This is a genomic window from Desulfosporosinus paludis, from assembly GCF_045689965.1.
Lineage (GTDB): Bacteria > Bacillota > Desulfitobacteriia > Desulfitobacteriales > Desulfitobacteriaceae > Desulfosporosinus > Desulfosporosinus paludis.
Window position 1 is genome coordinate 1,958,430 of the sequence record NZ_CP144211.1, and the last position, 13,814, is coordinate 1,972,243.

Sequence of the window (13,814 nt, forward strand, 5' to 3'; positions counted from 1 at the left end):
ATTTTTAAAGCAAGGTAGTCATTTGAATGTACATCGAGATGCTTATTAACTCCTTCTTGGTGGATAACTATTTCACCATTCCAATATTCTTTCACAACATACACTTCGCCGAGTCCATTCTCATAAGTCCTAATTCTTTTGATAATTTTAACCACCCCCCTTTTATATTATTAACTATAAAAGAGGCTTAGAATTTAAATTCTAATAGCCCGTAAATGTTGTTTATCTGTTTAACAATAAGTCAGGGAATCAAAGAAAAATAGGACCGCTAAATTATTAACCATCACTTTAAGTATGCAGAACTCGATTTCATGCGCTCACATTGTGCTCCTATTGGTAAACTTCTGATCAGTGGAACGACAGTCATAATGATTACGACAAGTCGTAACTTAAATAATATCTTCAGCTCTTCTGGAACAGAATAATAACACCCTAAGTTGTTAAATTATTATGTCTTAGTTGTTGACTATGACTTCAAATCTTGATACAATAATTTTCGTCTCATAAATGCATGCCGATGTAGCTCAATTGGTAGAGCAGCTGATTTGTAATCAGCAGGTTACAGGTTCGAGTCCTGCCATCGGCTCCAGATCTAATATTTAAAGGCGCTTGTGATAAGCGCCTTTTTCTGTGCCCATTGCTATATCAAATTTTGACAAAAAAGGAGTCGTGTAAAAACTTTGATGTTTCTCGAACACTTGGTTACAAATCAGTGAGCTGTTCCTTGGCGTAGGCAAGGTAGTAGTGACGACCATTAGCGCTTTGTTCCAAATGAGCAAGACTGATGAGGCCTTGTGCTTTGTATTGTTTCGCCTGTTTATCGGTATTATCCGCGGCAATAAGAATATCTGCAAGCTCAATGGCCCATTGAGCGTCATTGTTATTCAAGGCTTGGCTGATAGCAGAAAGAACCGACTCTTTACCACCCATGAGAGCAATAGTTTTTTCCGCTCGGGTTTGAATTGGCAGCGGATTGAGCTTGGTCGGATTACCGTCAAACCAACCTACATAGCCAGCATATATGCCTCGAACTGACCAAGCAACAGTACCATAGAATTCACCCAGATAAGGAAGGTTAGCCCACTTTTCAGGCAACTTGACGGCTTCTGCCACCTCATCCATGGTCATGCCCCGATTCAAGCCTTTAAGGGTTTCTGTGAGAACATAATCAATAGCATCACGAAAGTTAGTTAAAGTTTCTTCAACAGCGGTTTTACCGATGATGGGGTGGGTATGGCCTGGCAGAAGATAATCAGCTTGATAAGCAATCAGCTTGTCCAAAGTGTCTACCCAAGTGCTGATATCTCGATACTGACTGCCTCGTATGGGATATAGATTGGGCCAGCAACCGTAGTAATTATCAGCACAACAAAGGACTTTTTGCTCTGGCAGCCAGATGAGTATCTGATCATCAGATTCGCCAGGAGCTGCAGCAAGTTCAAGAGCGATACCATCAATATCGCGCAATATTTTTTCCTCACGATAAACAGTGGTTGGCGGCACAAAAGCCCTTTGACCCTCACCTTGAACGATACCTTCACGAATGCCGATACCTTCAGAAATGACTTCTTCGTTGCTGAGTTCATAACCAAATTGTCTGACGCCACGCCGATTGAGCACATCCTGCAGGGCATCCATTCTCCCAAGGACTGGCTTGCAAGGAGCAAAGGCGATGATTTCCGGATCACTGTCTATAAAAACGCCAGCGCCGCCAAGGTGATCTGGGTGTCCGTGAGTGTAGATGATAGTCTTGACTGGTTTATCGGTATACCCAGCAATAATAACCTTAAGGGCTTCGGCACGATAGTCGGTATCAAGGGTATCGATGAGTATGACTGAAGTTTTTCCAATGATAAAACTGACATTACTGACACCATAGCCCATAACGTGATATACAACGTCGGGAATAATTTCTGTCACTTGACGTGGATATGCTGTTGTTGAAAATTCTTTTAATAGTTGTTCCCCATCTGGTCGTAACATTGATAGCACCTCTCATTTGATTTGAATAGGACTGATTAAGTGTAGCACATAATCCGAATCGCTGTAATGCTTTTGACCTACAGTTTTTAACACATATATTGGTGCTGTATGGCTAACGAACTTGATGATGGAGTTTAGAGCTAGGGAACGTTTCGGTTGACAACATTAAAAATTAATATCATTTGTATCTTTACAAAAACGAAGTTAAAATGTTTATTATAATAAATTTTGATAATCGAAAGGAAACACTCATGCCAATTTGGAAACGCAACTTAATTATTTGCTGGTTCGGCTCGTTCGCCACAATGGCTGGAATGAACCTCGTAATTCCGTTTCTTCCCCTTTACATTCAACAATTAGGTGTACACGATATCGCCAGAGTTGAACAGTGGTCCGGTGTTGCCTTCGGCGCTACTGCTCTCTCAGCTGCATTAGTCTCACCGCTCTGGGGTAAGCTGGCCGATATACATGGTCGCAAGCTCATGTTAATACGAGCTAGTCTAGGAATGGCTGTGATTATGATTCTAATTGGATTCGTTCATAATATTTATGAACTGGTTGGCCTCCGCCTTTTAATGGGGGCTATATCCGGTTATGTGCCGGCAGCGATTACTCTTGTTTCTTCTCAAACACCTAGAGAACATGCCGGCTGGGCACTGGGGACTCTTGCTTCAGGTTCCGTCGGAGGTTCACTGCTCGGACCTCTTGTCGGCGGTACATTATCTGAACTAATCGGTTTGCGACATGTATTTTATATCACTGGGGGATTTCTGTTTTTGGCTTTTCTTATTGCATTAGTGTTTATTCGCGAAGATTTTATCCCGAACAATTCAGCTCGGTTGTCCGGCAAAGAATTATGGAAAACTATTGACAAACCCAAAATACTTATTGCCATGTTTATAACTTCATTTATGCTGCAGTTAGCCAGTATGTCCATTGAACCCATTGTTACCATCTATGTTAAATTGCTAACAAATAATGTGAACCATGTCGCAATTATTTCCGGTGCTGTTGTCTCCGCGGTAGGATTGGCTAATGTTTTGATCGCTCCCCTTCTCGGCAAGCTATCTGATAAGGTAGGGCCTTATTCGGTATTATTTGTCTGCCTACTAGTGACAGCTATAATTTTGATTCCTCAAGCCTATGTCCATAATGCCTGGCAGTTAATAATCCTACGCTTCATGATGGGCATGGCTACCGCCGGTTTTCTGCCCTCCATCAATTCCCTTCTTAAAAGCAATATTCCTGATACAATCTCAGGCAGAATATTTGGTTACAATAACGCAGCTCAAAATTTAGGCAACGTGGCTGGCCCTGTGATCGGAGGTCAGATGGCAGCCTATTGGGGTTTCCATTATGTATTCTTTTCCACTAGTATCTTACTGTTCATTAATGCTCTGTGGGTTTACGTTACAAGCAAAGGAAGTCTGGAATCTAACACGAATTGCACAGGCTAACACCATTTCACTCCAATGAACACTACAACGGCCTCCCTTCGCTGGACTATATAACTCCTTTAATCTATCTATCTTAAAGGGGTATACTACAGCAGAGGGAGGTCATTTATATTTAAGCTCATGGACAGCAATCGATTAACTGATTTTGTAATAAAAAGGTACCATTTCAGACGTGAAAGTCAAGCCAATTAATCATTTCCTCTACAATACTTAACGTAATTTGATGGTTTAGATCGGGAATCTCTACGAACCGAATGTAACGGACTTCCTTCTTATTGAAAACCTGCATTTGCTGATAGAAATACCTCTGGCTATCGATTGATACTGTTGTATCAGCATCGCCATGCAATAAGAGTATTGGGCGTGTCGAAAGTGATTCAATATTTTTGATAGGGTCATATCGCCTGATTAAGGCAAGTTGTTTATCGGTATGAGTACCACTAGGATTTTGCATACTCTAGTCCCCACTTAAGTTTTGATTTACCAATCGTCTCCGTAGTTCATCTCAGAGGGGATGAGATTCCTAGATAAAGTCTAACGTTGTGTCAAACTGATTTCGTACACTCGTCTACCAGGTAAACAATTGATTGATAACTAATACCGCTGTGAAGAGATAACCCGATTTCACAGGTTCGACTATTGGAATATCCTGCTCGGCAATTGTCAGGCAGACTCTCTTTAAGTGTTGCTAACGCTGAGCGGTTTAACTCTGGAAAGGTAAACCCACGGTCCCCTGCAAAACCGCAGCAATGGACATCCTCGGGCATAATAACTTCTTCTGCGCAGGCATGTGCTACAGCGTAAAACTTTTCTTTTAAATTCATCTTTATTGAGCTGCAGGTTACATGAAGTGCGATTGTTTCTTTTAATTGATTAAACGTCAGCCGATTGAGCAAAAAGTCATGAATAAATTCTACAGGCTCATAGAGTTTCAGCAAATGCATCACCCGTTTCATTCGATACAAACACGGGCTTGTATCACACAAAACTGGATACTTACCTCCTTCACTGGTAGCGAACAAAACCTCCTCCAGCTCTTTGCTTTTTTTATCAGCCGTCTCGAAAAAGCCTTTACTTTCCCAGGGCATACCACAGCAAAGCCCACTTATCATTGGTGGTGAGATAACTTCATAACCCGCTTTTGCCAAAACAGAAAGCATCGCCTCACTTAAGGCCCTTTGATCTCGATCGTTTTTGGCCGTTCCCATCGAACGGCTAATACAACTTGGAAAATAAACGACTTTTAGCGGTGACGGGCTATCTGTTGTATTGAGCGCTTTGGCTTTATGCTCTTGATGTTTTAAGGATGGAACCTTCCCACCTTTTGGCATCCATGGATTCCAGAGAGGAACAGCGTTTCCTGAAATTCTTCTGGCACCTTGGGTTAAACTCTCCATCAGCTTCGTTCCTAAAATGCCATGTACTCCATTAACCACTCCAAGTCCAAAACGCATAACACCCGTTACCCCCGTCATATGATTCGCTAAGCCTTCCGCAATCCGAAGGGTAGTAGGCGTAACTGACTGCGAACGTAAGAACTTAACATAATCTCCGGTGTTTATACCCAAAGGACAGGTGGTAGCGCATAATCCATCGACTGCACAGGTTTTATTACCCGGGTAATCAAAATCTTTTTCCAAACGGGATAAGCGTACGGGATCTTGACCCGTTCGTCTCAGTTCCTGAATTTCTCGCTGAATTACAATGCGTTGTCGTGGTGTTAAAGTAAGGTTTTTGGATGTGCATATATTTTGACAAAAACCACAATTTGTACAGGTATCAATAATTTTATGAGCCTGAGGCATATTTTTCAAGTTTTCTAAGTAACTGTGAGGATTGTCATTGATGATGACACCTGGATTTAGGAGGTTTTCCGGATCGAACGCAGACTTAAGTCGTTTCATTAAAACGTAGGCCTTTTTTCCCCATTCTTGCTCCACAAAAGGAGCCATATTTCGACCCGTTCCGTGCTCAGCTTTTAAGGACCCACCAAAGCGTGACACTACTAAATCACTGACATCCCGCATCAAGCCTTCATAACGCGGCAAATCCTCTGAACGACCAAAGTCTTGAGTAAATACGAAATGAAGATTCCCATCTAAGGCATGCCCATATATGATAGCATCAAAATAGGTATATTTATCAAGAATTTCTCTTAAAGCTAAGGTCGCTTCTGCTAAACTTTCTTTAGGAAAGGCTACATCTTCTATGACTACCCCCGTCCCTAACTCTCTTATCGCTCCTACTGCTGGGAAAATACCTTTGCGAATATTCCAGAGATTTTCGTATTCGGCTTTTACAGCTGTAAAATTTATGGGTAATACGGCAGGTATCTCTTCAAGAAGATCTTCTACTCGCTTAATTCTTTGTTCCAACGATTCATGATCTGCACTTCGTACTTCAATAAGCAACGCAGTGGCGGTGGAAGAAAGGGTTTTCAAGTACTCAGGCATACCGGGTTTATTTTCCATGGTCTTCAATGAAATCCTGTCCATCAATTCAGCAGCAGAAACAGTTTCTCTATCTAATTTTTGAACCGCTAGGCAAGCTTGTTCCATATCTGAATAAATGATCAACGCCGAAGCTTTATGCGCATGCTCAATTACCGTATGATAAGTAATCTCTGAAATAAAACCTAGAGTTCCTTCTGATCCAATCATGAGATGTTTAATAATGTCGATAGGATCTGTGAAATCCACAAAGGCATTAAGACTATAACCTGTCGTATTCTTGATTTTGTACTTACGATGTATTAACTCCGCCAATTGGGGATCAGACACAATCTCATCTCTGATTTCCTCAATCTTGCGAATCCATTCAGAGTTAGAGTTAACAAAATCCGAACAGGACGTCGGGTTCCCTGTATCCAGCATGGTTCCATCGCCAAAGATGATTTTCATCTCAGCAACAGTCTGGTAACTGTTATCGGCGGTCCCGCAGCACATGCCACTGGCATTATTAGCAGCTATTCCCCCAATCATAGCATGATCGATAGATGCCGGATCGGGCCCGATTTTTCGAGCATACTGTGTCAAAAGGCGATTGGCCTCAGCCCCAATAATTCCTGGTTCTAAAACTATCTTTTCCCCTTTATCTAAAATCGAATGCCCCCGCCACGCTCCTTGTAAAACGACAAGAACAGAGTCCGTCACTGCCTGGCCTGAAAGGCTTGTCCCAGCGGTACGAAAAGTTACCGGAACCTTATATTCTTGAGAAGCTTTCAAAATCTGTGTTATCTCCTCAGAAGTTCGAGCCTTTAGAACAATTTTTGGAATCATGCGATAAAAACTGGCATCGATCCCATAGGCCAAGGTATGTAACGGGTCACAAAAACGACGATTAACCGGGATATAGTGACCGACTCGTTCCCAAAAGTCATGAAAGGGTTTTGGTAATCTCGCTAGGTCTGCTAAAAGAACTTGACTCATCACAATCTCCCTCTCTATTCTAGAATAAGGCTACTACGAATCACATTAGGTCCACCACATAATTATCAGTCGGATAGCCCTCCTTAGTGACGTATAGTTTCTTCATTCATGTCAAATCCTGCTGTCATGGGGTTCTTTGACCGTTCCTCCCTCTCAAAGTGAGCGTTGTAAACGAATACAACGACTTTCCCTCTGAATGCATTGATGTTGTAATATGTATTACTTCTACGCTTATCCATTTAAATCCTCTTTTATATAGAAATTATTTTCTGTTAATAATAATTATACATTATTTATAAGGATACTAGTCTCTGAATAAGACAGAATGAGATTAAGCCGAATGGTGGCTCTGTCCAACAGTAATATCCAGTCCTTCGGTCTAACGTATTGAACCACTTGCTTTCTGTGTGTCTTTTTGTAAACTTTCCTTTTTCATTTGATTGCGGTCTTTAATCTAAAGCAACGAGAAAAGCCGCCCCAAAGGACGACTTATAAGCATATTTGAAAACGGAAATAGCATTTCTGACACGTCATATCGCAAATAAGAAATTTGTAAATCCAAATTTATTAAGCTAAAATTCTGCCGAGACTCTGCAAGGTTACCCCATCGTAGCTATCAAATTTATCATCCATACCAGAAGCGTATGGATGATTTTTAGTTAAATTGTGCTACTCAAATGTCAACTCGGAGGGTTTTAGAACCCTGAATTTGTCAGCAAAGCCTACAGGAAATAATCAACCTCCGTCTTAATCGTATTGTCCTGATCTCCAAGCGCAGCCATCAGCTTATTCCAGCTTTCAGAGAGATATTTAATTTCATTTACCAGATCTGATCTGGAAGCACCATCGGAAAAAGCGCCATGATTTAATTATATTTTTTTATAGACAGAATCCAGTTGTTCTTTAATGTTGTCAGATTAGCGACGTCCACTTGATCATATAAATTCTGATATTGATTTTCGGAAGTTTGAAAACTGTAAGTACCATTTTCCAAAGAATCAAGCATTTTTTTGCCATATTCTTGCCAACCAGTCTGCATTGAGACAGAGTCTGTTCTGTTCATGAGATCGTTGGCAAAACATTTCAGTAAGCCCACATAGTTGTCGGATAACTGTTTCGTATAATCATCAACATATGAATTAAATTGACCTTGATACTGTTCGGGTATAAGTTTCTCCGAAATGTACTTGAATTCTAAATTCGTTTGACTTATACGCGTTTCTCTCTCCAAGCCTACCGACCACAAAACGAACCTTCTTTCGGAACGCAGCGGACACATTGATACAGACTCGAATTGGGATATCCGATAAATTATCGTTGAGTTTATGTGACATTAATTTACACTTTAACTAGGATTTTTATAAAGTGTATCTTCTCCCCCTTTTCCATTTTTATCAAAAAAACCAATTATCTCATGGAATACATGCCATTTTCCAGTAGTAGCATCATATTCTACCTCATCAGATCCAAATTCCGTGGGTTTAGTATCAGTTTGAAAAGCAGCTATCCCATCTAGCCATATACTTTTATTAGGAAATGTCTTTTGAATCAAATTAAATATCGACTTGAAATCATTGGTCAACTCATCTTTATGCCCATTATTACACAAGATTAACCAATATTCATAACCTCTTACACCCATAAACGCATGAATTTGGATGTCAACATCTTTGACCATCACATCATTTACACTCCAAACAAAGTCCATCTCAAGTCCATCAATTTTAAGTGTCTGAAAATGACTATTTAAATAATTTTGCAGTTCAGTTATATTAGTGGGCACTACATTTAAATCAGGCAGCGTCCTATCAATATCTTGAGTTAAGAATCCTTTAAGGTCATTAATTGGGACAGCAAAATTCAATTCCTGGCTGTCCTCCAAGCTGCCAGAAGTTATCCCTATAACTCTTGCCTGTTCATTAATTAGAACTCCACCACTTGAACCCGGACTTATGGGGGCGGATATTTGAATATACTTTTGACTCTTAATGGTTCTAGAGTTACAACTAATCAGGCCATCTGACAATGTATTCTCTAGTCCTTCGGGACAGCCAATAGTATAAATTTTGTCCCCGGTATTAATTGAATTAGAGTCCCCAAGTGTTACTGCCGCTAAACCCGTGGCGTTGATCCCTAAAACTGCAATATCCCGATCTTTATCATAAGCAAAAATCTTATTTACATCGTAAGATGTTCCATTAGGCAAATAAACTTTAGCACTTTGAGCACCTTTGATAACATGGTAATTAGTAACGATTTTGCCATTGCTATCAACGACAAAGCCACTCCCACTGGCGTAAACCTTGCCGGAACTGTTATAAACATTAATATATACGACTGAAGGACTTACTAGTTGGGAAACTTGTGAAGCTGTATAACTTTTCGTCGAGGAATCATCGGTTGCTACTGGAGTAACTGTTGTTAATACAGTGCTACTTAATCCCTGTATAACACTGTCCGGAATTATACCATTCCCACCAAATATGTAGACATTGCTTGCGTTCGTTAGTCTTTGTTGATAATAATTTTTTGTGTCGGTTGGAGAATTATTGTTAATTAAAATGATGGGCTCTGATAGTTTCGCACAATAAGCTGTGCCGGTTAGTGCATCAGCAAAACCTTTTCCTGTTGCAATACAAATATTGTCTGATTTAAAATCACTATTGAATTTTTGATTCACTGCAATATTCCTTGCATACTTATCAGATCCTAAAATTCTTTCTGGATTGGGAAATTGACTAGAGACATAATTGTCAATGACATCGGAATATCCAACTATATAAGTTTTATTGACCTTTATTGTGGCAATATAATGTTTTACTGAATCTGGTATGTAGTCTCTAGGTACTAGTACTATTGGAATCTGTTTCATTGCTGCAATTGGAGCAACTGATAGTGCATCTGAATAGTCCTCACCAGTGCAGACAAATATTGCTGAAGGAGTTGTTATTTTCTCTGCTATTTTGATGGCTGTTTCATATTTATCTTGCCCTGCGATACGAGTTGGAGACATTCCCATGGATTGTAATTCTGAATCAATTGAAGAGGATATTACACCTGTGCCACCTATAATTATTACATTCTTCACTTGTAAATCAACTAACGCTTGTTTCGTTGAATTCGGCAGACTACTTGAAATTGTTAATAATATTGGAGCATTATATTTTTGGGCTAAAGGTGTGGCGGCAAGAGCATCAGGGTAGTTTTCACCATAAGCAAGAATTGCATAATCGGATTGTGACCATCCAGATTTAGCAATCTTTGATGCGGTTTCGTAACGATCAAAACCAGCTAATCTGGTTGTCGTTGAAGAAGTAGCGTAAGCGGATATAGATAATGTGAAAATTAGAATGAGGGTCAATAATAGAGAATAAATTATTACGGATAGTCTATTTATTTTTTTCATATCCTTCCTCCTGTTTCAATATTCAAATTTCACTATATCACAAGTACTATACTAAACATGATGGAATTTGTCAGGTGTATACAATATTTTTAAAGAGTTGACTTTATAAGAAACGCTCTAATGTCTCAGATTTCCTTTGAAAGTAAACGTCAAATAACCCTCCACCTAGAATTAGAAGAGGGTTATAGTTATGATCATTACTTTAACAAAGAATTTGCCTTTTCGGGGTCATTCATCAATGCCATTCTGTATTCCAACATCCAGTTAAGAGTTCCAAGAATCTGATCCAATTTGTCCTTCTTACGTTCGATCTCACTCATCTTTTGGTGAATCCATTCAATGATTTGTAGATCGGTACGCTTATTTGCATCATGTTCCTGCAAGATTTCCTTCAGTTCGGCTAGCGAACAACCCACGCCCTGCAACTTCTTTACGAACTTCAGACGTTCGATAGCCTCGTCTGAATAGTTACGATAGTTATTTTCCTCTCTCCGGACATGCTGACTGTCCAACAAGCTCTCCTTTTCGTAAAAACGAATTGTGTAGGCCGTTAAACCTGTCTTTTCAGCTAACTCTTGAATCTTCATGTAAATCTCTCCTCAATATGACTTGCCTTAGAGTTCACTCTATAGTTTAGAATGCAATTGTTCAAGTAATAATACAACAAAACAGGTTAAGGAGGATATCATGATGCGTGTTTTCGTAACAGGAGCAACAGGCTACATCGGTTCCGCCGTCATCCGGGAACTCATCGATACCGGTCATAAGGTCGTCGGCCTTACCCGCTCAGATAATGGTGCCGCGGCATTGAAGGAAGCTGGGGCCGAGGTACACCGCGGTGCCCTTGACGATCTCGACAGCCTTCACAGAGGCACCGCCGCTGCGGACGGAGTCATCCACCTGGCGTTTAAGCACGACTTCTCGAACTTCGCCGGCGCGCTCACAATCGATCTGCGCGCCGTCGAGACGATGGGGGCTGCGATTGAGGGCTCCGGCAAGCCATTTGTGATCACCGCTCACGCAAACGGGATGGCATCAGATAACGCAGCCATCGCGCTGGCTGAGCGCGGGGTGCGGACATCGATCGTGGAGCTTTCTCCGTCCGTGCACGGCAAGGGCGACAAGGGCTTCGTGCCGAGACTGATCAACATCGCCCGCGACAAGGGCGTCTCTGCCTACATCGGCGACGGGTCCAACCGTTGGTCGGCCGTACATCGCCTTGATGCGGCGCGCCTGTTCCGCTTGGCGCTGGAAGCCGCCCCGGCGGGGTCACGGCTGCACGGGGTCGGAGACGAGGGCGTGCCATTCCGCGACATCGCCGGCGTCATCGGTCGTCACCTGAACCTACCGGTGGTCAGCATTTCCCGTGAAGAGGCAGACGCCCACTTTGGCTTTCTCGGCGCCATTGCGGCGCTCGACATTCCGAGATCAAGCGTACAGACTCAGGAACTCTTGGGATGGCGGCCTGTGCACCCCGGACTAATCTCGGATCTCGAACAAGGTCACTATTTCAACAATTGATGAAGGCTTAGAGTCATTACTCCTGATCATTAAACTTTAAATTTCGACACTGCCTCCGAAAGCTGATTCGCTTGATCTCCTAATTGTGTCATAGCTTCGGTAACTTTTTGTAATTCAATTGAAACGTTATTTGCCCCAGCAGCAACTTCCTCCGCACCGGAAGCTCCTTCGCTGATCGTTTGAGTAACATTGTTTATTGCAGTTCCTATAGATTGGACTATTTCAATAAGCTGTTGGGTTGTAACAGAAAAACTATCAGTTAGTGTGAATATTGTATTAGCATCATGCTCGTACTGACTACCTGTATCAACTAGTGTCTTATAATCTGGAGTTACCACATCGTTAATAAAACTCAAAACATTGGTTGCCCCTTCGGAAAGATTTTCTGTTGCTTTGATTACCTGCCCAACTAGCTGTTCAATCCGACGGGACGTATTTGAGGACTGCTCTGCTAATTTTCGCACCTCTTCTGCCACAACTGCAAAGCCTCGCCCATTGTCGCCAGCCCTAGCTGCCTCAATTGCAGCGTTCAAAGCTAGTAGATTTGTTTGATCCGCAATCGCTGAAATATCTTTCGTCAGTGCTCCTATCTCTTTCACAACCATCGAATCTTCGATGGCTCTCTTTAAGGCCTGTTCCTCTTTTTCATAGATGGCTGTCGCCTTCAGCTGGGCGCTAACAGCCTGTGCTTTGAGTTCTTGGGCACGTTGTTCTATCTTTTTAGCTTCTTCACTGCCTTCACGAGCATTGTCACCCAATACAGTGATAGAACTACGCAGTTCATCACTTGAAGCTGAGATTTCTTCTGCTGCCGCAGCTACCTCCTGTAGACCACCAGAGACTTGCTCTGTTGAAGCAGCAATTTCTTCCGCACTTGATGCCACACTATCCACGGCTTCTGAGGAATGAAAGGCTGCTTGTTTAACTTCACCCGTAACAATTAAGGCACTAGATACCAGTTGACGCAAGCTTCTTGTTGCATCACCCAGTTTGCCCGCCAAAACACCAAGCTCATCTGTTCCGCCTTGTACATCGACTGTAAGGTCTCCTTGAGCTAATGCATCCGCTACTTTCATGCCTCTGGCAATTGAAGACTTCACAGAGCGAATAATAACGATTAAAATTCCTATGGCAATGATTATAGCAACACCTAAAAGGATTAAGGTGATAACTATAATTTTGCTAACCATTACAGGGGCTTGGGATGCATTATTTTGTAGCTGGTTGCTTTGATATGCAACGTAATCATTAAGAGCGTTTTGTACTGCCGTGTTATCAACCGATGCAGTCTGAGACATATATTGGATAGCAGCGGCTTGGCCCTGTGTTTTATAAAGATCAAGTATTTTCTGAGGATGAGGTGCATATTTATCGGATGCCGCGATTACAGGATCAAGTTTCGCCTTATTCGTTGCATTACTTTGAAGATACCTTAAATCATCATCACTTTTCTTTTTGGCGTCCTGAAATTCCTGGATAAATTTATCATTACCAGTCGCTAAATATCCTCGAATACCTGCTGCTTGCCTAGCAAATTGAAGAGATAAATCTTGAGTTGAAGTTTGCATGGGAACATTATGGCTCGCTAAACCTAGTGCAAGCCCTCCTAAATTACTTACCTCATTGTAAACAACCCCAACAATAACCGCCATTAGGAGAATTAGAGTTATGAAGCTTGCAGTAAGTTTTGTCGATAATTTCACATGAATTTCCCCCTTAACTAAATTTCAATTAATTTATAAATAACTGAAATCGCATTAACAAAATATTGCGAATAGAATTAATCTGCAAAGATTTTCTCTACATTTAGAACCAACAAGAGCAAGTCGCATGATGCAAAATTCCTGTGAGATAACCATCATCACTTGAATACGTCGGTACTGGATCTATTAGTGTAGATTCGTCTCATTTCAATCGGACAAGGTATCCTTACCGTCAGCCCCAACATTCGAGTTAAATCTATGATTGTGAGAACTTTTCCCCTTAAGTCAATAAGCCCTAAACATGTTCCTTCGCATT

General features: G+C 41.4%; 10 protein-coding genes and 1 tRNA gene. 3 read left to right on the forward strand and 8 right to left on the reverse strand.

From position 1 onward, the window contains the following. Window positions 1-513 precede the first annotated feature (513 nt). Window positions 514-589, forward strand: a tRNA-Thr gene (locus tag VZF35_RS09935). A gap of 113 nt (window positions 590-702) precedes the next feature. Here VZF35_RS09935 and VZF35_RS09940 read toward each other — a convergent pair. After that, window positions 703-1,983, reverse strand: coding sequence for an alkyl sulfatase dimerization domain-containing protein (locus VZF35_RS09940; RefSeq protein WP_407313206.1), 1,281 nt, complete (start codon window positions 1,981-1,983; stop codon window positions 703-705). A gap of 251 nt (window positions 1,984-2,234) precedes the next feature. On the opposite strand from VZF35_RS09940, the gene VZF35_RS09945 reads away from it, so the two are divergent. Next, window positions 2,235-3,440 carry a multidrug efflux MFS transporter gene (locus tag VZF35_RS09945; RefSeq protein ID WP_407313208.1) on the forward strand — a complete coding sequence of 402 codons (1,206 nt, stop codon included), beginning with the start codon at window positions 2,235-2,237 and terminating at the stop codon, window positions 3,438-3,440. 166 nt (window positions 3,441-3,606) lie between these two features. On the opposite strand, the gene VZF35_RS09950 is transcribed toward VZF35_RS09945, so the two are convergent. From VZF35_RS09950 to VZF35_RS09975, 6 genes are all read right to left on the reverse strand, one after another. Next, window positions 3,607-3,894 carry an alpha/beta hydrolase family protein gene (locus VZF35_RS09950; protein WP_407313210.1) on the reverse strand — a complete coding sequence of 96 codons (288 nt, stop codon included), beginning with the start codon at window positions 3,892-3,894 and terminating at the stop codon, window positions 3,607-3,609. A gap of 91 nt (window positions 3,895-3,985) precedes the next feature. After that, window positions 3,986-6,868 carry an FAD-binding and (Fe-S)-binding domain-containing protein gene (locus tag VZF35_RS09955; RefSeq protein WP_407313212.1) on the reverse strand — a complete coding sequence of 961 codons (2,883 nt, stop codon included), beginning with the start codon at window positions 6,866-6,868 and terminating at the stop codon, window positions 3,986-3,988. Window positions 6,869-6,951: 83 nt separating this feature from the next. Further along, window positions 6,952-7,107: a hypothetical protein gene (locus tag VZF35_RS09960; protein WP_407313214.1), complete on the reverse strand. Its 156-nt coding sequence runs from the start codon at window positions 7,105-7,107 to the stop codon at window positions 6,952-6,954. A 626-nt stretch (window positions 7,108-7,733) separates the two neighbouring features. Beyond that, a complete protein-coding gene (locus tag VZF35_RS09965) occupies window positions 7,734-8,099 on the reverse strand; it encodes a hypothetical protein (protein ID WP_407313216.1) in 366 nt (121 codons plus the stop codon). Window positions 8,100-8,213: 114 nt separating this feature from the next. After that, window positions 8,214-10,274: a cell wall-binding repeat-containing protein gene (locus tag VZF35_RS09970; protein WP_407313218.1), complete on the reverse strand. Its 2,061-nt coding sequence runs from the start codon at window positions 10,272-10,274 to the stop codon at window positions 8,214-8,216. 197 nt (window positions 10,275-10,471) lie between these two features. After that, on the reverse strand, window positions 10,472-10,861 hold the full coding sequence (locus VZF35_RS09975) for a MerR family transcriptional regulator (protein ID WP_407313220.1): 390 nt from the start codon (window positions 10,859-10,861) through the stop codon (window positions 10,472-10,474). A 100-nt stretch (window positions 10,862-10,961) separates the two neighbouring features. On the opposite strand from VZF35_RS09975, the gene VZF35_RS09980 reads away from it, so the two are divergent. Next, window positions 10,962-11,795, forward strand: coding sequence for an SDR family oxidoreductase (locus VZF35_RS09980; RefSeq protein ID WP_407313222.1), 834 nt, complete (start codon window positions 10,962-10,964; stop codon window positions 11,793-11,795). A gap of 29 nt (window positions 11,796-11,824) precedes the next feature. On the opposite strand, the gene VZF35_RS09985 is transcribed toward VZF35_RS09980, so the two are convergent. Beyond that, window positions 11,825-13,498 (reverse strand): methyl-accepting chemotaxis protein, encoded by a 1,674-nt coding sequence (locus tag VZF35_RS09985; protein WP_407313224.1) that lies wholly within the window; start codon window positions 13,496-13,498, stop codon window positions 11,825-11,827. Between the last annotated feature and the right edge of the window lie 316 nt (window positions 13,499-13,814).

Coding starts and splice junctions, on each gene's coding strand:
- VZF35_RS09980 (WP_407313222.1), top strand. CDS start 10,962: ATGATGCGTGTTTTCGTAACAGGAGCAACAGGCTACATCGGTTCCGCC.
- VZF35_RS09945 (WP_407313208.1), top strand. CDS start 2,235: ATGCCAATTTGGAAACGCAACTTAATTATTTGCTGGTTCGGCTCGTTC.
- VZF35_RS09950 (WP_407313210.1), bottom strand. CDS start 3,894: ATGCAAAATCCTAGTGGTACTCATACCGATAAACAACTTGCCTTAATC.
- VZF35_RS09940 (WP_407313206.1), bottom strand. CDS start 1,983: ATGTTACGACCAGATGGGGAACAACTATTAAAAGAATTTTCAACAACA.
- VZF35_RS09970 (WP_407313218.1), bottom strand. CDS start 10,274: ATGAAAAAAATAAATAGACTATCCGTAATAATTTATTCTCTATTATTG.
- VZF35_RS09975 (WP_407313220.1), bottom strand. CDS start 10,861: ATGAAGATTCAAGAGTTAGCTGAAAAGACAGGTTTAACGGCCTACACA.
- VZF35_RS09955 (WP_407313212.1), bottom strand. CDS start 6,868: ATGAGTCAAGTTCTTTTAGCAGACCTAGCGAGATTACCAAAACCCTTT.
- VZF35_RS09960 (WP_407313214.1), bottom strand. CDS start 7,107: ATGGATAAGCGTAGAAGTAATACATATTACAACATCAATGCATTCAGA.